This is a genomic window from Allocellulophaga tsushimaensis, from assembly GCF_055383085.1.
The window spans coordinates 905,470-925,456 of the sequence record NZ_AP039451.1 but is presented as its reverse complement, the minus strand read 5'-3'; the positions used below and the strand labels follow the sequence as shown (position 1 = coordinate 925,456).

The window sequence follows — 19,987 nt, the reverse complement described above, 5'->3', positions numbered from 1 at the left end:
TCAATTAATTAGTGAAAGAGATTATACCCATAAATGTGTTATCACCTATCTTAACCTTTTTAGAGCGTTATAAAATACATCATATTTTATTTTGGGCAGGCTATCATTTTGCTTGGTGGACACTTTTTTCGGGCAGTGTAAGTGACGTTCTTCAATCTTTGATGGAACCACATAGTATTGTTAAATATTTAGGCTATGTCATTTATCAAGCCTTGGGTGTATATTTTTGCTTATACTTTTTAATTCCAAAGTTTCTTCAAAAAGGGAAATTTTTAATTTTCTTCCTATCCGTTGTTAGCGTTATCTTATTAATGGCTATTATAATTACAGCTAATTATTACTTGGCAGCTACTATTGCTGATGTATCAGTATATGAGTTATTTAAAATTTCTCCTAAGAACGGATTCTCTATATTTAAATTCAATACCCTACCTTCTTGTATAGGTGCCATGACATTAGGGATGAGTATTAAGCTAACTAAAATATGGAGAGCATCGCAAAAAAGGCAGCAATTACTCGAAAAAGAAAAATTAGAAACGGAGTTAAAATTCTTAAAATCACAGTTTAATCCTCACTTTTTGTTCAATACCATAAATTCTATTTTTGTGCTCATTAACAAGAATCCAAAAATGGCATCTGATTCTTTGGTAAAATTTTCCAGTTTACTTCGATATCAACTTTATGAGTGTAATAGCCCTAAAATCTCTTTAAAAAATGAACTTTCTTATATCAAAAGTTTTTTAGAATTAGAGTGTCTTCGTCAGAATCAAAATTTTAAACTAAAGGTAGATATTATAGAAGTAGAAGAAGAACTTACTATTGCACCTTTTATATTAATCCCTTTTGTAGAAAATGCTTTTAAGCATTTGTCTGAAGATCAAAAATCAGCAAAATGGATTCATTTAAATATTTCATTGATAGGTGATGAATTAAATTTTGAATTGATAAACAGTGCCAATTTTGAATTAAAACAGAGCTTGCCTGAAGGAATATCTTATGGTGGTCTGGGTTTAAAAAACGTAAAGAGACGACTAGATATTATTTATCCTAATAATCACATATTAACTGTTGCTAAAGGAAAAGATACACATACCGTAAAATTACAATTGAGATTACAAAAAGAAGATCTCAGCAATAAAAAAGTAAGCGAATGATAAACTGTATAGTCATTGATGATGAACCATTAGCTAGAGAATGTATTATTAATTATATTGGTCAGATTGATTTTATGAATTGTCTGGGGATTGGTATATCAGCTTTGGAAATCCCTCAGCTGTTAGAAAACTATAAAATTGATTTGTTATTTTTAGACGTACAGATGCCATTAATGAATGGATTAGAATATTTAAAATCTAATCCAAAACCTCCAATGACTATTTTAACTACTGCTTTTCCTAATTATGCTATTGATGGGTTTGATCTTAACGTTTTAGATTACTTACTTAAACCTATTCCTTTCAATCGTTTTTTTACTGCAGCAACTAAAGCTAAACAACAGATAGAATTACTAGAGAAACAAAATTCCTTAAAAATAAAAGAGAAAGAAGAGAACTGCTTTTTTATTAAGTGCGATGGTAAATATGAAAAGATTTATCACAATGAAATCCTATTTGTAAAGGCAATGCAGAATTATGTTGTGATACATACTGAAAAACGAAAATACATTAGTTTATTATCGCTTAAAGCTGTTGTTGAAAAGCTAGATTTTAATGAATACATACAAGTACATAAATCATATATTGTAGCATTGAAAAAAATTGAAGGTATTGCACAACATGAAATTCAGATTGGAACTCATAAGATTCCATTAAGTAGAAATTATAAGAAAAATGCATTAGATAAAATTCTAGGTAACAATTTGTGGAATAAAAAAGCGAAATGATTTTTATTTTCGTAGTTGTTTTTCACCTCTTTGAAGTTAACACAGACCAGTTTCTGGATCACAACTGGCTCCGTTTTCAATAGTAACTGGAGCTACTGATGCTAAAACCTGTAAAAAGATTTCACTAGGTTGTGCGCCACTTAATCCATGTTCATCATTAATAATAAAAAAAGGAACGCTATTAACGCCTAGTTTTTGATAATAGATCATTTCTTCTTGTACCGCTTTTGTAATTTTTTTATCTGAAATGATTGTTTTGGTTTTCTCATCATTCCATCCAAATTCTGCCATAATACCACAAAGAGTTTCAATTTTATTAACGGGAAGAACTTCTTCAAAGTAAGCTTTAAAAAGACGTTCTTTTAAACGGTCTTTAAAACCTTCTTTTTCAGCAACATATAATAATTGATGCATGGCTAGTGTGTTATAAGTATGTTGCAATTTTTCAAAATCAAAAGTAATACCCTCTTCAGCACCAACTGTGGTAAGGTTCTCTGCCATTTGGCGTATGTGCCCAATGTTCCCATATTTGTTCACCAAATACGTTTCTCTGTCTACTCCTTCAAGTGGGGTATAAGGGTCTAATTGAAAAGGATGCCAATTAATTTCTACAGTAGCTCCTTTCCATTGTTCTAGCGCTTTTTCTAATCTTTTTTTTCCAACATAACACCACGGGCAAGCCACATCTGAAACGATATCTATCTTTATTTTTTCCATATGATATTATTGGAATTAAGGTTCAAGCTAATAGTCGAGAAAAGTAGTGTTTTATTTCATTCATAAAATTAAAAACACAAAATGCTATATACCACTACGCTACAAAGGAGTATTTGCAACAAATAGTTTTATGTGTGCAATTGCATCGCCATATCAAATATGCTGTGTATTTTTTCTATGGGAATATCTTTTTCTGGGTCTATCATTAATAATTTCATATAAGTTCTATTGCCTTGTATTAAATCTGGATGTTCTATTTTAACACCCTTTGCAATGCCTATGTAGGGAAATTGCGTTTTTTTATCAATCCATAAATAACAGAAGATCTTCTGCTTGTACATAAAACACGGTAATCTATATTTCCATTCTGGAGTAATTTCTGAATTGTAATTACAAATAATACTTTTGAGTGCCAACAGACAAGCTTTAATAGGTTCTGGTTTGTCTGCATAAAAATTGTCTATTGGTCTCATCTGTATCTATTTTACGGCTATGTATATATCTGCTTCACCATTCTTAGGGTCTGCAGCTTTCTCACCGTACACTTCAAAATCTGTGGTGTAACTTCTGTCCAGATCAGTATTCCAAATTTTCATCCACTGATCAATAACAGCATTATTGGTTAAATCTCCTTTTGCAATAAATTTATGATAGCTGGTTTTCTCTATTTTTTTACCCATCATTCCTTCTGGAATTTCTTCTAAAGAGGCTACTTTATATCCTAAAATAGTGGTGTAGGGTTTAGTATGGTCGCTCTCATAATCAGTATACAAGGCATAAATAGTTTCATCTAATACATTCGGTATTTTTTCAATAATTTGCTCAGACATAAATTGTTGCCATAGCATTCCAATATCTTCTTTCGCTTGTCCGTTTTCGTTTGTTGTTCGTACGCCTATTCCAATAACGTAAAAGGCATCTAGTTGTATTTTATCCATTTTTTTATTTGTTTTTAAAAGTTTCTACAAAAATAAAATGGAGTTATGACAGCCTTGTGTCAGGGGTGTTTACATATTTTTGTTTACAGATTTCAAAATACTGTTCTAAAGTCATTTGATGCGCTTCAAAAAATTCATTTTTCACCTGTAAAGCTTGAATTTTATCAATTCTAAAAGCTCTAAACTCTTTACGCAATCTACAATATGCAATTAAAAGCCAATTCTCTTGCGTACTATATAAAGCAAAAGGTTCTATAATTCTTTTTGTCGTCTGGTTTTGTATGGACTTGTATGTTATTTCCAAGAGGTTAAATTTTGTAATAGTAGTCTGTATCGTCATTAAATAACTACTTGTAACCTGATTTTCGGTATTGGTTCTAAAAATAATGCGTTCAGCTAATAATGCCGTATTTTCTTTCTGAGAATATTTTAAAACTGACTTTATTTTTGCAATCGCATTTTTATAATTTTCAACTAGCGATTGGTCTTTATTTTTAAGCATAAGCTGCTCTGCAGTGATTAATGCATTGGCCTCATCTTCTGTAAACATTACTGGTGGTAGTTGGTAGCCTTCCATTAAAGAATATCCTTTTCCTTCTTCTGTTACTATTGGGATTCCAGATTGTTCTAAGGTTCTAATATCTCGGTAAATAGTACGTATACTAACCTTATGTTTTTCTGCAAGCTGAGGCGCAGTTACTAATCTTTTAGATTGTAGTTGAGTTAAGATGGCTGTTAATCTGGCAAGTCTTGGTTTATTTTTATCCATCTTTTATTAATTTCTTCAGTAATTTTATTTAATTAGCCGTACAGCTTCTTTTTTACTCAAATTACTTAATTTAGTTTTAGCTACAAAAGCAATGACCCAATCTGGGTTTGTTCTGCTGTATTCTCTAAGCACCCAACCAATAGCTTTATTAATGAAAAATTCTTTAGAACCTACTAGTTTATTAATGGCATAACTTAATAGTTCTGGGTCTAAGTCTTCTTTGTATTTTAATTGAAATAGTAAGGCAGCTCTTTGTAGCCAAAGATGATCCGAAGCAAGCCATTTGTCTATAGCTGCTTTTCTTTTTTCTGGGAACTTTTTAAAATAGGCTCCCATTAATTTAGTAGCAATAAAATCTACCGTATCCCACCAAGATTGATGTGTCACCATATATTCAAAAAGTTGAATATCTTTTTCTTCTAGCTGTTTTACATATTTAAAAGCAAGCTCTTGCCCAAAATAATGATACTCTCTTTCTGGTTTTTCCCAAAGTGCTTTTACAATAGGTACGAGTTGTTCTTTTTTTGGCAAAAATGTTTTTACAAAAAATGGATTTTGTAATACTCTCCTATCTGTGGTTTTGATGCCATAGCACGCAAACCGGTTTTTTAAATAAGCTTCTTGTTGCGCTGCAATTTCTGTATTTGCATTTCTTTTAAATTCATTTTCTAAAGCGGCTATATAATCTTGCATTATACTGTATTAACGATAGGCTTAAAATAATCATTAAATTCTATTGCTAATAATTTTTCTAAATTCTCCTTGTTTTCTTTTAAGGAGTAGATTCCAAAAACCAATTGATTTTTATAATCAAAAATAGCACTATGAAGTACTTCTGTGAATTTACTTTTTAATAAAGATAGATCGGGTTCCATTCTAGTTTTATCTATTCCAGTTCCATTATATGCAATAAAGAATGCAAATATGGTATCACCGTTTTTACTCCAAATACGTTCCCAATCTGGTCCTTTTCCATTTAAAAAGCAATGATATGGGTCTATCCCTAAGCTATGATATAACATATTACCTAAACCCATCCCTCCATAGCGCATGGCATTTATTTCTATAGGAAATAGTATGTCATCATATTTAAACTCGCTATGTAATGTAAAATTCTTGAGCTTTAAAATAGTATTTAATTTTTTAAAAAAAGCTATCGCTTCCTCATAAATAAGATCAAATACTTCTTTACTGCTGTAATAGATCATATGCAAATAAGAAGCTATTTTAGGCATAGGATGATGGTATATGTTTACAATATGTGGTATTCCGTCAGCATCATAAAACATATCTACAGCATATTCTTCTCCTGTAATATAATCTTCTAAGAGAAAATCGTTTTGAGACAATACACTTTCAGAAAGCACTCCACTATTTTTATCTAATTCTTCTTGTACTTCCTTTGCAATGCGTTTTAAATTAGTGTTTGGGTCTACTATTTTAACAGCAGTACCAAAACAACCTTTTAAAGGTTTTAGAACAGTTTTTTTTGTAATCTTTAAATTAGGAATATCAGCAAAGTCTACCTTTTTAAATTCATAGTTAGGATATATGGTACTGCAAATTTCTCTGAATTTAAATTTATCTTTTAAAACCTCTACTGCATTCTTTTTAGATTCATCTTGTAGTTTACTTGTAGCTATTTCTAACGAAGCTTCTGAGGCAACACAGACTTTATCATTTGGTTTAAATTGAATGTCTGAATTTAATAATTCATCATTTTTTATAATTTTTATTGCTGCGTTATGGGGTAGTGTTTCTAAAGTGCCAGACTCCGCATTGTTAGGTGCTACGAGGTATAAGGTATTTTGCATAGAAATAACAGTTTTAATATACTAGTACATGGTATTTGGGTTGGCAGATTTTTTTGGAATTTGTTGTATGGCATCCCAATGCTCGCAGATTTTTCCATTTTCATCAAACCGTAAAAAATCCATGGTTACATATTCATCATTTTCTGGCCATGTTTGGTGAGTGTGTAAGGCTACCAAATCACCTTCGGCAATACAACGTACAAATGCAATGGTCTTATTTGGATATTCCTTTTGCATTCGTTCAAAATAAGTTATAAAACCTTTAGTACCATCAGCCACATCTGGGTTATGCTGAATGTATTCTTTACCGATATATAATTCTACTGCTTTTTTTGGATTGCCTTCATAGGCCATTTTATAAAAGGCTATGGCATTTTTTTTGTTCTCTTCTAGGCTCATTCTTCTTCATTTATATTAGAAATCCTTAAATTAATGGTTTCTAAAGCAATATTTAAATACAATTCTTTTCCTTTTTGAAATTTTTTTCTTGAATTGAAAAGTACTTTCTTATTCGTATCATAAACTCCTTCGTTTAAGTAATATGCCCCTTTAAAATAACTCGTTTCTACAGTTACTTTAAGACCATTTTCTTTAGAGGTAAAAAATTCATGAGGATATATTAAAATTTCGGTGTCTATAGGGGCATAACTTTTTAATGCTTTTATTGGAATGCAATTTACCTCACCAAATAAAGAGGCGATATATTGGTTTTTAGGTTTTTTATATAGTGTTTGGGGAATGCCTTGCGCAAAAATTTCTTTGTCTTTTAATACAATAATTTCATCAGCAAAAGAAAGCATATCATTTGTATCATGAGAAACTACAATACAGGTAATTTCTTTTTCTTTTAGGTATTTGAAAAGCGTACGTCTTAGTTTATTTTTCTTAGCATTATCAATATTACTAAATGGTTCATCTAAAAGTAATACTTCTGGTTCTTGTGCTAAAACTCGTGCTAAGGCCACACGTTGCTGTTGCCCACCACTTAAATACTTCACTTTTACTTTAGCAAAATCTACCATTTCTATCATTTCTAATAGTTCTAAAGTACGTTCCGCCAGTGCCTCTGGATAAAAAACGGATAAAAACTGACTTATATTTTCTTCAACCGTAATAAAAGGCATTAGGTCAAAATCTTGGGCAAGGTATTTCATGTACGGCTCGCCTGGTACTAGGTTATAATCAGGCCCTAAAATTTGATTATCTTTCCAAAAAATAGTGCCATAATTTGCTTGTAAACTTCCATAAATTAGCTTTAATAAAGTGCTTTTTCCACAGCCACTTGTGCCTACAATAGAAACATGCGCTCCTTTATCTGCTTTAAAGCTGATATTTTTTAGAATTTCTTGGTCAGCATATGAAAAAGAAAGCTTGTTGATTTGGAGCATGTTATAAATAATATAATTAAATACCCGTCAGGTTTTTAAAACCTAACGGGTATTTTAACAACTAAAGTTACTTTTTAAATTCTTTTAAAACAGCTTGGTTAGGTAATTCGGTAAAGCCCATATTAAATAGCGTAAAACCATAAATATCTGCAAACTGTTCTATGGTTTTACTTACGGGTGTTCCTGCGCCATGCCCAGCATTGGTTTCAATTCTAATTAAAGTGGGGTTATCTCCTGCTTGCCCTTCTTGTAATGCAGCAGCAAATTTAAAACTATGGGCAGGTACTACACGGTCATCATGATCTCCTGTTGTAACTAATGTAGCAGGATATGCTGTTCCAGATTTTATATTGTGTACGGGCGAATATCCTTTTAAATAGTCGAACATTTCTTTGCTATCTTCAGCTGTACCATAATCATATGCCCAACCAGCACCTGCTGTAAAAGTATGGTAGCGTAACATATCTAAAACACCAACAGCTGGTAATGCTACTTTCATTAAATCTGGACGTTGCGTCATTGTAGCGCCAACCAAAAGACCACCATTACTACCACCTCTTATGGCAAGATAATCTGACGAGGTATAGTTCTTTTCAATAAGGTATTCTCCAGCGGCAATAAAATCATCAAATACATTTTGCTTTTGCATTTTAGTACCCGCATCATGCCATTTTTTACCATATTCGCCACCACCTCTTAAGTTAGGAACAGCATAGATGCCACCTTGTTCCATCCAAATAGCATTTGCGATACTAAATGATGGGGTTAGACTTATATTAAAACCGCCATAGCCGTATAAAATAGTTGGGTTTTTCCCATTTAATTCTAATCCTTTTTTATGGGTGATGATCATTGGTACTTTTGTACCATCTTTTGAGGTATAAAATACCTGAGTAGACTCATATGCAGCAGGGTTAAAATCTATTTCTGGTTTCCAATATTGCTTGTATTCTCCTGTTTCTACATTGTATTTATAAGAAGAACCTGGTGTATTGTAATTGGTGAATGAAAAGTAAAAGTCTTTATCTTCTTTTTTTCCTCCAAAACCGCCTGCACTACCAACACCTGGTAGTTTTACTTCGCGTACCATTTTACCATCATAATCGTATTGGTATACTTTAGAGATAGCATCTACCATATATTCTGCAAAAAAATAACCCCCACCAGTACTTGGTGATAATACATTTTCTGTTTCAGGAATAAAATCTACCCAATTTTCTGGTGTTGGGTTAGCTGCATCTACTGTGACTATTTTTTGATTAGGAGCATCCATATTCGTCATAATATATAACTTGGAACCTACTGTTTCTACAATACGACTATCCGTATTGGTATGGTCTAAAATAGTAACTAATTTACTATCTGGTTTTATTAAATCTTTAATGAATAATTTATTTCCACTGGTTGAATTTGCTGCAGTAATAATTAGATACCGATCATCTTCTGTAACGCTTGCGCCTATATAACGATGTTTTTCTTGAGGTGTACCACCATAAATGAGTTTGTCTTCTTTCTGTGGGGTACCTAATTTATGATAATATACTTTGTGCTGATCTGTTTTTGCAGAAAGCTCACTCCCTTTTGGTTTATCATAGCTAGAATAGTAGAATCCATCGTTCCCTTTCCAAGAAAGTCCACTAAATTTAATGTCTACTAAAGTGTCTTCTATAATCTCTTTGGTTTTCGCATTCATAATAATTGCTTTTCGCCAATCAGAGCCTCCTTCAGAAATTAAATAAGCGGCTATACTGCCATCTTTGGTAAAGTTAAGCCCTGCTAAAGAGGTGGTGCCATCTTCTGAAAACGTATTGGGATTTAAAAAGACTTCTTCTTCTCCATCTCCTTTTTTACGATATACAATATACTGATCTTGTAACCCATCATTCTTATAGAAATAGGTATAGTTTCCTTCTTTAAAAGGAGCGCTTATTTTTTCATAGTTCCATAATTTTTCTAAGCGATTTTTTAAATCTTCTCTAAAGGGTATGTTGTCTAAATATCCAAAAGTAGTGCTGTTTTGTGTTTTTACCCATTCTTCAGTTTCTGGACTTTTATCATCTTCTAACCAACGGTATGGATCTTTTACGGTTGTACCAAAATACGTATTGACAGTATCAACTTTTGCAGTAGTGGGGTAGTTCACAGTAATTACTTCTTTTTTAGGTTCTGTTTTACAGGCAACAAAAGCGAGTGTTGCACATGCAAGCAATGTTATTTTTTTCATTATTATGTATAATTAGTCGCTCTAAAAATACCATAAAAAAACCTTTAAATACGAGAGTACTTAAAGGTTTTAACACTATTTAAGATTTTAAACTAATCTAATAACTTTCAGGGTCTTACACTAATTCGTTTTCCACTAGATATTCACCTATTTGCACAGCATTTGTAGCGGCTCCTTTTCTAAGATTATCCGCAACAATCCACATGTTTAAGGTGTTTCTTTGTGTTTCATCTCTACGAAGACGACCTACAAAAACCTCATCTTTACCATTTGCATAAATAGGCATTGGATAGGTATTAGTATCCGTATTATCTTGTACTACTACGCCTGGCGTTTCACTTAAAATTTTGCGAACCTCAGCTAAATCAAAATCATTTTCAAATTCTACATTTACGGCTTCTGAGTGTCCGCCTGCGGTTGGAATACGAACAGCAGTTGCGGTTACTGAAAAAGTTCTGTCGTTAAATATTTTTTGTGGCTCACGTGCTAATTTCATTTCCTCTTTGGTGTATCCATTTTCCATAAAAACATCACAATGTGGTAATGCATTTCTACCGATAGGATAAGGGTACGCCATTTCGCCTTCTACACCTGCAATTTCATTTTCTAATTGTTGTACTGCTTTTACGCCAGTACCAGAAACAGATTGATAGGTAGAAACAACGACTCTCTTCATTTTATATTTGTCATGCAAAGGAGCCAATGCCAATACCATTTGTATGGTAGAGCAATTAGGGTTTGCTATAATTTTATCTGTAGCAGTCAATTCCGTTGCATTAATTTCTGGAACTACTAATTTTTTAGTAGGGTCCATACGCCATGCAGAAGAATTGTCAATAACCGTTGTACCCACTTCAGCAAATTTAGGAGCCCATTCTAATGAAGTATCTCCACCTGCAGAAAATATAGCAATATCTGGTTGTGCCGTAACTGCATCAGCTAAGCCAATAATAGTATAATCTGTTCCTTTATAGGCTAGTTTTTTACCTACTGAACGTTCTGAGGCGACTAATAATAATTCTGTTATCGGAAAATTACGTTCTGCTAATACTTTTAGCATTACTTCTCCTACCATTCCTGTTGCACCAACAACTGCTACTTTCATTTTTTGTTATTTTAAGAATACAAAAGTAGTTTAATGTGTATGATATGGCAAGAGAAAAAAAAGATATTAATATAAATATAACAATTTGTTATATTTATAACTTTATGTTTTTTAAACCTCAATTATTAGGGTCAAAAAAAAGAACCGTCAATCTCACAGCGATATGAAATTGACGGTTTTAAATTAAACTGCAGTGCAGCGGCATCTCAAAATATGTATTGAGATTGTATTTTAAATTACTTCTTTAAAGCATCTCTAATTTCCATAAGTAACTCTTCTTGAGTTGGTCCTTTTGGTGCTTCTGGAGCTGGCTCTTCTTTCTTTTTCATTTTATTAACGCCCTTAACTACTAAGAACATCACAAATGCTACAATAATAAAATCAAGAACATTTGTAATAAATTGGCCATGCTCTAAGTACACATCGCCTACTACTTTTCCTGTTTCATCAGCTACGCCATCTTTTAATTTCATTCTTAAATCTTTAAAGTCTGTATCGAATAGTAAGCCTATCAGTGGAGAAACAATTCCTCCTGTAAAGGAAGTGACAACTTCTTTAAAAGCAGCACCCATAACAAAACCTACGGCAATATCTACGAGATTGCCTTTCATTGCAAATTCTTTAAATTCTTTTAACATGATAATGGTGTTTTAGTTGATTAATTAAATTAATTTTTAGAAAGGTAATAAAAAAATAATGATGTAAAAATAACAGCTTATCTTTTTTTAATTATCGATGAAATACCTTTTTATCCGTTGAGATACACTAGTTATCAATTCATACGATATGGTTCCTGCTGTATTCGCAAATTCTTCGGCACTTAAGTCTTCACCAAAAATAATAACCTCATCACCTTCTTTACAGTCAATATCAGTTACATCAACCATAATCATATCCATACAAACATTACCTACAATAAACGCTTTTTTACCATTAACTAAAACATATGTTTTACCATTGCCATATATTCTGCCAATACCATCTGCATGACCTAAAGGTAATGTTGCCGTAATACATTTTTGAGTAGCGACAAATGCTCTATTGTAACCAACACTTTCGTTTGGTTCTAATTTGTGTAACTGAGAAATAGCTGTTTTTAAAGTAGCTATTGGTTTTAGCTTTTTATCTTCTTCAGCTTCGTTTCCAAAACCATACAAACCTATACCACTCCGTACCATCTGAAACTGTGCTTGTGGATAGTTAATAAGCCCAGAAGTATTGAGTAAGTGTTTCGCTGTTTTATATCCTAAAAGTAAGTCTATAGCATTCGCTATTCTAGAAAAAGTTTTAATTTGATTTTCTGTGAATTTTAATTCATTTTTATCTTCTGATGCTGCTAAATGAGATAAAATATAGCTTATTTTGATAGCATCTTGTTTCAAGACTTTTGACCTGATTTCTGTAATATCTTCTTCCTTAAAACCTAATCTATTTAAACCTGTATTAAATTTTAAATGAATAGGGTATGCTGTTTTATGGTTTGTTTTTACCACTTCTATAAACGCCTTTAAAATTCGAAAAGAATAAATTGCGGGTTCTAAATTATGTTCAATAAGTTCATGAAAATGTATGGGTTGCGGGTGTAATACAAGAATAGGAATTGTAATACCAGCCTTACGTAAGGTAACCCCTTCATTTGTATAAGCCACCGCTAAATAATCAATCCCAAGCGTTTCTAATTTTTTAGAAATTTTAATCGAGTCGCTCCCATAAGCAAAAGCTTTAACAACCCCCATAAATTTAGTTTTGGCTTGTAATTTTCCTCTTAAATAATGGTAATTGTGTTCTAAATTTTTTAGGTTGATTTCTAGAACAGTTTCTTGTGCTCTAGGCATTTTTTTTAGGTTTAATTTCTTCTGGGTTTACTTCTATATCTTTTACTCTTTCCTTTAACATAGCTTTATAATAGGCGGCCCTACTTAATGGCTCATACTCTTCTGTTTCTCCTAAAAGCACTAGATTTTCGCTATTTGCTTTTCTAAAACTATAATTGGCTAAATTTCCAGTACGGGTGCAAACTGCATGTACTTTAGTTACATATTCTGCGGTGGCCATTAGTGCTGGCATAGGGCCAAAGGGGTTTCCTTTAAAATCCATATCTAAACCTGCTACCACAACTCTAATCCCCTTATTTGCCAAATCATTACAAACGGTAACAATTTCATCATCAAAAAATTGTGCTTCATCAATACCCACAACCTCACAACCATCTGCTAAAAGCATAATGTTGGCTGCGGCGGGAACAGGTGTAGAACGAATTTCGTTTGCATCATGAGATACCACCATTTCTTCATTATATCGGGTATCTACTTGGGGTTTAAAAATCTCAACTTTTTGCTTTGCAAACTGGGCACGTTTTAATCTTCTAATCAGTTCCTCCGTTTTACCAGAAAACATAGAACCGCAGATAACTTCTATCCAGCCAAATTGTTCTTTAGGGTTAACGGTATTTTCGAGAAACATTTTGTAATTTTAGACGAAAATAATACGTTTTTAGTTTTAATCCCACATTGTTGGTGTATTTATACAAAGCTTTACCTTTAAAAATACATTTTAGGAATGTGCAAATTCTAAAACATAATGAATAGGTATAAAAAGAAATTACTTCTGTTTATAGCTTGAAAATAGTTGAGGTGAGATGAAAAAGAAATTAAAAGAAGAACTTAAAAAATTATCTACAGACATTCTTGTTTCTAGTGATTTAGAAAATATTTCGGAATTATACGAAGTTTCTAAAGCTTTGTACGAAAAATTAGCCATTTTAAAATTCATTGATGAGAAATTAGGCGATGTAGAAATTGATGTCTCTAATAATACCATTGCTGCTAAATTTGAGCAATTAGCGAATGCTGTAATGAGAGAGAATAAAGCAATACCAGAGAGTAATCCGCATCAAGAAGATATTATTACGCCAGGAATGGATACCATTAAAGGGATGGTTTCTGAAATGCCGGTATCTGATGAAGCAACAGATGCCTTTGCAGATTTTATGAATACGCCAAATCTTATGAAGAACGATCAAGAGATTTTTATGCCTGCAGAGACTACAGCAATCCATACCGAAAAAAAATCCTTGAATGACACCTATCAGAAAGAGATTAAAGTAGGATTAAATGATCGGTTAGCTTTTGTAAAACATCTTTTTAATGATAAAATGGAAGATTACAATAGGGTATTATCTCAACTAACCACTATTGATACAGAAGAGCGCTCTGTTTCTTTTATTACCAATATGGTAAAACCAGATTATAACAATTGGGAAGGAAAAGAGGAATATGAAGAACGTTTTATGAAGCTGATTACACAAAGGTTTCTTTAAAATATATAAGAATAACAAGAAAGCCTGAAAACAATATTCGTTTTCAGGCTTTTTTTTGAACTAGTCACAGTTTTTAACTACTCAACTTATAACTAATACACAATATCTATAGCTGGGTTTTGCCCTAATAACCTATTAAAATTTTTTTCTGTAAGATCATCAAATTTGCGTCGTAATATTTTAAAATTTCACGTCAGTATTAGGGTGCATTTCCATAAATTTTAAAATGTCTTCATCCGGTATTTTTTGATTGTCCTGTCTAAAAGAGAGTTTTTTTAAGCCTTTAACTTTGTAGAGCCAATCGGGCAATCTGTTAACGACACCATCTTCGTAATAAAACATATAATTGATTACTTCAATTGTTTCCAGATTTGGAAGGTCAAAAAAACTGTCTGGCACTTCCATTTCAAAAAAAGAAAACGCTAGTGTTTTTAGACTTTTAAGTTGTCCAAAGGACTCTGGTAAGCGTTTTAGTTTTTCACAAAATTTAATATCAAGAAATTCTAAGTTTTGTAATTGCCCAATGCTATCTGGAAGATGTTCTATAGGTAATTTAGTAAGATACAAGGTCTTTAAATTAACAAGATTGCCAATTTCTTCGGGTATAACTTCAAACTTATTACCTCTTAAAAGCAGCATTTCTAGATGTGTGTTTTTAAATACATTAGCTGGTATTTTTTTTAACTTTTTATCAGATAGGTCTAAACATGTAATGATTTCATCACTTTCAGGTTCTTTTTCTAGTGCTTCTGCGAGCAATTCACTCTTGGTTTTTCCATCGTTTTTAATAGGGTTTTTACCAGCTTTTACCAAATCAATAAAAACCTCTTGATCAAAATCCCCATCCACTAAAGCCTCAGCAACTAAAACATGCTCTAAATCTTCACTGTAGTAATGGTATTGAAAAAAATCATTCGTGTTATTATAATAATTGATTAGGATAGCTGATGCATCTGGGTTGATGTTTGAGCTATGATCAGAATTAAGCACGTAGGGCACATGGGTAGTGCCTTCTATGGTAATTTGGCCGTGGTTGTAATTTCCATCAAAAGCATATGTAATATGTGCGTTGCCTGTAACATGAATCAAATCATCAGAACTCCGCAATACATCACAATGTACATCTCCTAAAACCAATAGGCTGGGAAATTCATCATCACCAAGGTCAATTTCTCCTTTTACAGTTAAATTACCATTTACGATAATCAATTCTTCATAGGTTTCTCGGTTTCCATTAAAAATAATGTCATCTACAGTATCTGTTGTTAAATCTCTATCTAAAATAATATCGCCTTCTAGAACTAGAATGGTACCATAGCGTATAGATCCGAGAGGATCGTATTTTCTAATATCAAGTAGTGCTACAGCCTCTTCTTTGGTGATAAATTTGTGTGGATGTTTCAATTGTATCGTACTTTTAGTTTTCCCTTATAAATTTTTTAGGGTCTATACCTTCTTTGAAAGGTGATTTCCCCGATTCCACTATCTGCATGAATATGATGCGGTCAAATTCTAAATCTTCTTTGTCTTCTTCATATATTTCGTCAAATTCTTCTTGGTCTACATCAAAGCACTCTGGGATGCATACTTCTGGTAGATCATCTAGATAAAGATCGTATTTTAGACCATCATCTTCATAGCCATAATAGTTGATCACCACGGCAGATTCAGAAGGAGTAATATCACTCTGATGATCAGAATTTAGGATGTAAGGAGCATTGGTGATCCCTTCTATACGAATGGCACCGTGATTGTAATTACCATCAAAACAATAGGTAATATGTGCATCGCCTGTGATATGTATATAATCATCTACACTATTTAGCTCATCACAATATAAATCTCCTAAAACCAACAATGCTGGTAGAGGTGAACCTTCGCTGGTACCATAACCCATAGGTAATCCTGTGGCATTTAAATTACCATTAACAATAAATAGTACTTTTAAGTTCTGGCGTTGCTCTTCATTAAAAAGTAATTTTAACACTTCTTCATCATTAAAAGTTTTGTCAAAAACGGTATCACCTTCAAAAAGGATAATAACATCATGCGTTACATAATTTATAAGTTCGTATTGTTTTATGTTAAAAAGACTATTAGCCTCTTCATTGGTTATTATTTTGTAAGATTGTTGCATAAGGTTTGTTTTAATGAATAAGAACAAAATTATTATTTAAAAGAATGATTAATAATACGGAAAACAGTGAAAAATATAAACTTAAATCTTTTAAGTTTATATTTTTTCTTTTTTGAATAAAAATATAGCCATACTCATTTATTCTTATATTGTTTTCAAATGTTCTGAGCAATTTACTATCATCTTTTAAAGTTTCTTTGAGTACTATATATTCATGCTCTAATATCCTTTCCTCTTCTTCCTTATTGTTATTAATAAAGAGTATTAGTTATTATTAGTAGATTCTGTTATTCTAATTGATATTCTATATTGCTTATTATTTTTTTGCAAATAGTACTAATATGGATCTGCATGGTACTTTTGCTATTTTCATAAGGCTTTAGATTATCTTCTTTCATCATCCATTGCCAGTTAGATTGATTAAAATTAATGAGTGCTACCTCTCCAGTTTTAGGATTAAGGGTGTTATAATCAAAACAAATAAACCAGGTACCTTGTCTGGATTCTCCTCCATTAGAAAAATAAATTATATTGTCTGTGATTTCTTGTTGTCTAGGCGTAAAGTCATCCCAGTCTACTCTAAAATCTTTGGCTAAGGCATCAGATAGTCGCCCTATTTTTGCAGGGTGCAACAATCTGTAGGCAGCTTGGTTTTTAGAGCCAATTTTAAATAATCCATGTTCAAGTACAAAATCACAGTAACTTTTGGGGAGTATAATTCCAAGTCGTTTTTCTGCAATTTTTATGTCTTCTTTATCAATACGTTGTATAAAAACGGGTTTGCAAGTATCTTTTAGATTGGTATAGTTTTCACTTGTCTGTTTCACTACAGTATCAACAACTTTTTGTAGTTTTTCTAATGCTTGCATGGGGGGTAACAGATCATAACTATTGGTCATTTCTTCGGTTAATTTAAATCCGTTTATTTGTTTCCCATTTTGATCAAAAGTATCAAAAGAAACTGGAATACCTGATTTCTTAGAAGCTTTCCAAACAGCAGCATCATGTACAGGAAACAATTCTGAAGTTTCTGCAGTACTCCTTATATAAACATGCTCTACAATTTTCCCAGTATCATCTGCACTTCCATATTGAGAAATTTCTCCATTAGGATGATATCTTTTAAAAGATATTATTTTACCATCATTACTAAAAAAAGTATGACAAACTAAATGACCTTTAGGTGCAAGCCACCATTTCCATTCTCCAATATGCTTGCCTTTTGTATCTTTTTCTCCTAGTTCCCATTCTTTTTCTTGGCTATTCCATTGCGCTGCTACAGGAATATTTTCTGGTCTAATTGGTTCTAAATTGTTCATAATGATAATTTAAATAAAAGGAGGTAAAAAATTTAATGACTCTACAATGTATTGGTATTCAGTTGCAATCATATAATGAAAAAGCTGTTCAAAACCATCTCTTTCAGAGGGTGTATTTTCAACTCCATCATTAAAAGTCTTCCATTTTTCAGGTATAAAAAGCCAGGCTCCAGCAAATCCGTTAGTTTCATTGTAATCATTATAATTTAAGGCACAATAGCTATCTAATTCTTCGTTTCCACTAAAAATGAAACACATTTTTGATGAAAATTCTCGATCAAAATCTCCATTTTCACGGGTATTCCAATCCACAAAAAAATCATGCTCCAATATTTCACTTAAAGGCCTTATCTTATTAGGGTGTATTAATTTGCTTTTATATCCAGAAGTGCCCCCTAATTTTAAAAGCCCATTAGTTAGTACAAATTCTTTATAGCTTTCTGGTAAGCTAAAACCAAGTCTTTTCTCTGCGGCATCAATCTCTTTTTCTGAGGTTTGGCTGTAAAATGTGGGTCTAGAATTATTTTCTAATTCCTCTTTTTTTTCGGGTACAATTGCTATTACTGCATCAATTAGCGTATTTAATTTTTGTATTTGTGCTAAAAGAGATAGCTTACCAAACCTATAGTGTTTTTCAATAAAGGCTTCATCTAGTGCATTAAATTGCTCTTTTGATTCAACGATATTTCCATCTAAATCAAAATATTTTTGCACGAGTTTGGGTGGGTTACCTTCTTTGTTTTCTTCAATTCTAGAAACCCAAAGATTAGAAACGCTAAAGGGTTCTTCTGTATAAGTAGTAGCACGTGTACTATTAAAATATACCTGACTCCAAATACTAGAATTTTTTCTTTGGTATACTATTTCAGTCCCTAACTCACCATTATTATGATATCTTTTTACCTCTTTTATTTCTTTTTCTGGATAGGAGATAGAATGAAATTTTAAAGTTCCATTTTTATACCAATGTTTAGCAATTTCTTCTCCTAATTCATTAGTTTCTGTAAAGCGCCATATTTTCTTATTTCTGCGCCATTCTGCATCTTTATGAACTGTTGTTGGTTTTTTCATGTAAGTTGATGTTATGGATTTCTATTTTTTTACAAATAGAAAGATGATCTAAAACAAATATAGAACTCAAAAAAGAAGATAATAGTACGGAAAACAGTGAAATTTAAAAACCAAATTTTAGGGAGTTCTTTTCTAAAAGATAAAATTAGTTTAATGTCGGTTTTCTTGCTTTAAAACGACAAGTATATTACATTAACATTAAAATAGTGATATGGCTTTAAAAATCTTATACTGGGTAGGCACTTTATTACTAAGCATTGTAATGATTTTTTCGGCGCAAATGTATTTTAGGAATCCAGAAATGGTTGCTGGTTTTTTTGATGCTTTAGGCTATCCTAATTACTTGGTTTATCCGCTTGCAACAGCAAAAATATTAGGCTTAATTGCTATTTGGGGTAATTTCTCTAGGTCATTAAAAGAATGGGCTTATGCAGGTTTCTTTTTTGATGTAGTTTTGGCATTTACAGCGCATATGGTAGCTAAAGATGGTGGGGAACTATATTCGATACTGGCTTTTATTGGTTTAGTCATCTCTTATACAACAGGAAAAAAAGTAAGACCTTAATACTATTTTATATCCTTACATATTTATAATTTGGTATAACTTTGTATTATGGGGAAATTATACATTGTTCCAACACCTATTGGTAATTTAGAAGATATAACACTACGCGCTATTAGAGTGTTAAAAGAAGCTGACCTTATTTTGGCTGAAGATACCAGAACAAGTGGCAAACTTTTACAGCATTATGAGATTGGTACGCCTATGCAAAGTCATCATATGCATAATGAGCATAAAACGATTGACAGTTTGGTACAACGCATAAAAGGTGGTGCTACTATCGCTTTAATTTCTGATGCCGGTACTCCGGCCATTTCTGATCCTGGCTTTTTATTAACCCGTGCTTGTGTAGAACACGATATTGAAGTAGATTGCCTGCCTGGTGCTACTGCTTTTGTACCTGCTTTAGTGAATAGCGGACTCCCTAATGATAAATTTGTTTTTGAAGGTTTTCTTCCTGTAAAAAAAGGAAGGCAAACCAGATTAAAATTATTAGCTGAAGAAACGAGAACCATCATTTTTTATGAATCGCCTCATAAACTAGTAAAGACCTTAACACATTTTACTGAGTATTTTGGAGCAGACAGACCTGTTGCTGTTTCTCGTGAACTTACCAAGTTATACGAAGAAACCATAAGAGGTACAGCAAAAGAAGTCTTAGCACATTATACAGATAAACCTCCAAAAGGGGAAATTGTAATTGTAGTTGCAGGAAAAAAATAACTTATAATAGACACTTATT

The 19,987-nt window shown here is 32.2% G+C and carries 22 protein-coding genes; 5 read left to right on the top strand and 17 right to left on the bottom strand.

The features are described 5' to 3' along the window. The first annotated feature begins 11 nt into the window (after positions 1 to 11). Together ACZ451_RS04140 and ACZ451_RS04135 are read left to right on the top strand one after the other, a co-directional pair. Positions 12 to 1,154, top strand: a complete 1,143-nt coding sequence (locus ACZ451_RS04140) for a sensor histidine kinase (RefSeq protein ID WP_464215839.1) — start codon at positions 12 to 14, stop codon at positions 1,152 to 1,154. After that, entirely contained in the window at positions 1,151 to 1,882 is a 732-nt protein-coding gene (locus tag ACZ451_RS04135; RefSeq protein ID WP_464215838.1) for a LytR/AlgR family response regulator transcription factor, read from the top strand. The genes ACZ451_RS04140 and ACZ451_RS04135 overlap by 4 nt, the downstream gene beginning before the upstream one ends. Before the next feature lie 36 nt (positions 1,883 to 1,918). Here the strand turns inward: ACZ451_RS04135 and ACZ451_RS04130 are convergent, their stop codons facing one another. The 13 genes from ACZ451_RS04130 to ACZ451_RS04070 form a co-directional block, all read right to left on the bottom strand. Beyond that, positions 1,919 to 2,599: a DsbA family oxidoreductase gene (locus ACZ451_RS04130; protein WP_464215837.1), complete on the bottom strand. Its 681-nt coding sequence runs from the start codon at positions 2,597 to 2,599 to the stop codon at positions 1,919 to 1,921. A 128-nt stretch (positions 2,600 to 2,727) separates the two neighbouring features. Further along, entirely contained in the window at positions 2,728 to 3,072 is a 345-nt protein-coding gene (locus tag ACZ451_RS04125) for a DUF1801 domain-containing protein (RefSeq protein ID WP_464215835.1), read from the bottom strand. A 6-nt stretch (positions 3,073 to 3,078) separates the two neighbouring features. Continuing rightward, entirely contained in the window at positions 3,079 to 3,537 is a 459-nt protein-coding gene (locus ACZ451_RS04120) for a GyrI-like domain-containing protein (protein WP_464215834.1), read from the bottom strand. 43 nt (positions 3,538 to 3,580) lie between these two features. Beyond that, entirely contained in the window at positions 3,581 to 4,306 is a 726-nt protein-coding gene (locus ACZ451_RS04115) for a helix-turn-helix transcriptional regulator (RefSeq protein ID WP_464215833.1), read from the bottom strand. A gap of 24 nt (positions 4,307 to 4,330) precedes the next feature. After that, positions 4,331 to 4,999: a DNA alkylation repair protein gene (locus tag ACZ451_RS04110; RefSeq protein ID WP_464215832.1), complete on the bottom strand. Its 669-nt coding sequence runs from the start codon at positions 4,997 to 4,999 to the stop codon at positions 4,331 to 4,333. Then, positions 4,999 to 6,120, bottom strand: coding sequence for an ATP-grasp domain-containing protein (locus ACZ451_RS04105; RefSeq protein WP_464215831.1), 1,122 nt, complete (start codon positions 6,118 to 6,120; stop codon positions 4,999 to 5,001). The genes ACZ451_RS04110 and ACZ451_RS04105 overlap by 1 nt, the downstream gene beginning before the upstream one ends. A 21-nt stretch (positions 6,121 to 6,141) precedes the next feature. Beyond that, positions 6,142 to 6,519 (bottom strand): nuclear transport factor 2 family protein, encoded by a 378-nt coding sequence (locus ACZ451_RS04100; protein WP_464215830.1) that lies wholly within the window; start codon positions 6,517 to 6,519, stop codon positions 6,142 to 6,144. Next, positions 6,516 to 7,508, bottom strand: coding sequence for an ABC transporter ATP-binding protein (locus ACZ451_RS04095; protein ID WP_464215829.1), 993 nt, complete (start codon positions 7,506 to 7,508; stop codon positions 6,516 to 6,518). Before ACZ451_RS04095 ends, ACZ451_RS04100 begins: the two co-directional genes overlap by 4 nt. A gap of 67 nt (positions 7,509 to 7,575) precedes the next feature. Then, positions 7,576 to 9,732, bottom strand: a complete 2,157-nt coding sequence (locus ACZ451_RS04090) for a prolyl oligopeptidase family serine peptidase (protein ID WP_464215828.1) — start codon at positions 9,730 to 9,732, stop codon at positions 7,576 to 7,578. Positions 9,733 to 9,847: 115 nt separating this feature from the next. Then, positions 9,848 to 10,837 (bottom strand): aspartate-semialdehyde dehydrogenase, encoded by a 990-nt coding sequence (locus ACZ451_RS04085; RefSeq protein WP_464215827.1) that lies wholly within the window; start codon positions 10,835 to 10,837, stop codon positions 9,848 to 9,850. A gap of 236 nt (positions 10,838 to 11,073) precedes the next feature. After that, positions 11,074 to 11,475 carry a large-conductance mechanosensitive channel protein MscL gene (mscL, locus tag ACZ451_RS04080; protein ID WP_464215826.1) on the bottom strand — a complete coding sequence of 134 codons (402 nt, stop codon included), beginning with the start codon at positions 11,473 to 11,475 and terminating at the stop codon, positions 11,074 to 11,076. 87 nt (positions 11,476 to 11,562) lie between these two features. Beyond that, on the bottom strand, positions 11,563 to 12,672 hold the full coding sequence (gene alr / locus ACZ451_RS04075; RefSeq protein ID WP_464215825.1) for an alanine racemase: 1,110 nt from the start codon (positions 12,670 to 12,672) through the stop codon (positions 11,563 to 11,565). Next, the gene (locus tag ACZ451_RS04070; RefSeq protein WP_464215824.1) at positions 12,665 to 13,300 is read right to left on the bottom strand and encodes a thymidine kinase; all 636 of its coding nucleotides are present in this window, start codon (positions 13,298 to 13,300) and stop codon (positions 12,665 to 12,667) included. The genes alr and ACZ451_RS04070 overlap by 8 nt, the downstream gene beginning before the upstream one ends. A gap of 175 nt (positions 13,301 to 13,475) precedes the next feature. On the opposite strand from ACZ451_RS04070, the gene ACZ451_RS04065 reads away from it, so the two are divergent. Continuing rightward, the gene (locus ACZ451_RS04065) at positions 13,476 to 14,156 is read left to right on the top strand and encodes a hypothetical protein (protein WP_464215823.1); all 681 of its coding nucleotides are present in this window, start codon (positions 13,476 to 13,478) and stop codon (positions 14,154 to 14,156) included. Positions 14,157 to 14,336: 180 nt separating this feature from the next. Here the strand turns inward: ACZ451_RS04065 and ACZ451_RS04060 are convergent, their stop codons facing one another. From ACZ451_RS04060 to ACZ451_RS04045, 4 genes are all read right to left on the bottom strand, one after another. Beyond that, on the bottom strand, positions 14,337 to 15,560 hold the full coding sequence (locus tag ACZ451_RS04060) for a leucine-rich repeat domain-containing protein (protein WP_464215822.1): 1,224 nt from the start codon (positions 15,558 to 15,560) through the stop codon (positions 14,337 to 14,339). A 13-nt stretch (positions 15,561 to 15,573) separates the two neighbouring features. After that, the gene (locus ACZ451_RS04055; RefSeq protein WP_464215821.1) at positions 15,574 to 16,293 is read right to left on the bottom strand and encodes a hypothetical protein; all 720 of its coding nucleotides are present in this window, start codon (positions 16,291 to 16,293) and stop codon (positions 15,574 to 15,576) included. Positions 16,294 to 16,580: 287 nt separating this feature from the next. Continuing rightward, positions 16,581 to 17,612, bottom strand: a complete 1,032-nt coding sequence (locus tag ACZ451_RS04050; protein ID WP_464215820.1) for an SMI1/KNR4 family protein — start codon at positions 17,610 to 17,612, stop codon at positions 16,581 to 16,583. A gap of 9 nt (positions 17,613 to 17,621) precedes the next feature. Next, positions 17,622 to 18,683: an SMI1/KNR4 family protein gene (locus ACZ451_RS04045; protein ID WP_464215819.1), complete on the bottom strand. Its 1,062-nt coding sequence runs from the start codon at positions 18,681 to 18,683 to the stop codon at positions 17,622 to 17,624. A 211-nt stretch (positions 18,684 to 18,894) separates the two neighbouring features. Here ACZ451_RS04045 and ACZ451_RS04040 point away from each other — a divergent pair, with 211 nt between their 5' ends. After that, positions 18,895 to 19,248, top strand: a complete 354-nt coding sequence (locus tag ACZ451_RS04040) for a DoxX family protein (RefSeq protein WP_464215818.1) — start codon at positions 18,895 to 18,897, stop codon at positions 19,246 to 19,248. A gap of 48 nt (positions 19,249 to 19,296) precedes the next feature. After that, complete coding sequence (gene rsmI, locus ACZ451_RS04035; RefSeq protein WP_464215816.1) at positions 19,297 to 19,968, top strand: 16S rRNA (cytidine(1402)-2'-O)-methyltransferase; 672 nt, start codon at positions 19,297 to 19,299, stop codon at positions 19,966 to 19,968. The last annotated feature ends 19 nt before the right edge of the window (positions 19,969 to 19,987 follow it).

Bases quoted from the DNA above. Each gene is read 5' to 3' on its own strand.
- ACZ451_RS04045 (WP_464215819.1), bottom strand. From the start codon at position 18,683: ATGAAAAAACCAACAACAGTTCATAAAGATGCAGAATGGCGCAGAAAT.
- ACZ451_RS04070 (WP_464215824.1), bottom strand. From the start codon at position 13,300: ATGTTTCTCGAAAATACCGTTAACCCTAAAGAACAATTTGGCTGGATA.
- ACZ451_RS04110 (WP_464215832.1), bottom strand. From the start codon at position 4,999: ATGCAAGATTATATAGCCGCTTTAGAAAATGAATTTAAAAGAAATGCA.
- ACZ451_RS04105 (WP_464215831.1), bottom strand. From the start codon at position 6,120: ATGCAAAATACCTTATACCTCGTAGCACCTAACAATGCGGAGTCTGGC.
- alr (WP_464215825.1), bottom strand. From the start codon at position 12,672: ATGCCTAGAGCACAAGAAACTGTTCTAGAAATCAACCTAAAAAATTTA.
- ACZ451_RS04095 (WP_464215829.1), bottom strand. From the start codon at position 7,508: ATGCTCCAAATCAACAAGCTTTCTTTTTCATATGCTGACCAAGAAATT.
- ACZ451_RS04100 (WP_464215830.1), bottom strand. From the start codon at position 6,519: ATGAGCCTAGAAGAGAACAAAAAAAATGCCATAGCCTTTTATAAAATG.
- ACZ451_RS04135 (WP_464215838.1), top strand. From the start codon at position 1,151: ATGATAAACTGTATAGTCATTGATGATGAACCATTAGCTAGAGAATGT.
- ACZ451_RS04120 (WP_464215834.1), bottom strand. From the start codon at position 3,537: ATGGATAAAATACAACTAGATGCCTTTTACGTTATTGGAATAGGCGTA.
- ACZ451_RS04055 (WP_464215821.1), bottom strand. From the start codon at position 16,293: ATGCAACAATCTTACAAAATAATAACCAATGAAGAGGCTAATAGTCTT.
- ACZ451_RS04130 (WP_464215837.1), bottom strand. From the start codon at position 2,599: ATGGAAAAAATAAAGATAGATATCGTTTCAGATGTGGCTTGCCCGTGG.
- ACZ451_RS04065 (WP_464215823.1), top strand. From the start codon at position 13,476: ATGAAAAAGAAATTAAAAGAAGAACTTAAAAAATTATCTACAGACATT.
- mscL (WP_464215826.1), bottom strand. From the start codon at position 11,475: ATGTTAAAAGAATTTAAAGAATTTGCAATGAAAGGCAATCTCGTAGAT.
- ACZ451_RS04115 (WP_464215833.1), bottom strand. From the start codon at position 4,306: ATGGATAAAAATAAACCAAGACTTGCCAGATTAACAGCCATCTTAACT.
- ACZ451_RS04050 (WP_464215820.1), bottom strand. From the start codon at position 17,612: ATGAACAATTTAGAACCAATTAGACCAGAAAATATTCCTGTAGCAGCG.
- ACZ451_RS04090 (WP_464215828.1), bottom strand. From the start codon at position 9,732: ATGAAAAAAATAACATTGCTTGCATGTGCAACACTCGCTTTTGTTGCC.
- rsmI (WP_464215816.1), top strand. From the start codon at position 19,297: ATGGGGAAATTATACATTGTTCCAACACCTATTGGTAATTTAGAAGAT.
- ACZ451_RS04125 (WP_464215835.1), bottom strand. From the start codon at position 3,072: ATGAGACCAATAGACAATTTTTATGCAGACAAACCAGAACCTATTAAA.
- ACZ451_RS04085 (WP_464215827.1), bottom strand. From the start codon at position 10,837: ATGAAAGTAGCAGTTGTTGGTGCAACAGGAATGGTAGGAGAAGTAATG.
- ACZ451_RS04040 (WP_464215818.1), top strand. From the start codon at position 18,895: ATGGCTTTAAAAATCTTATACTGGGTAGGCACTTTATTACTAAGCATT.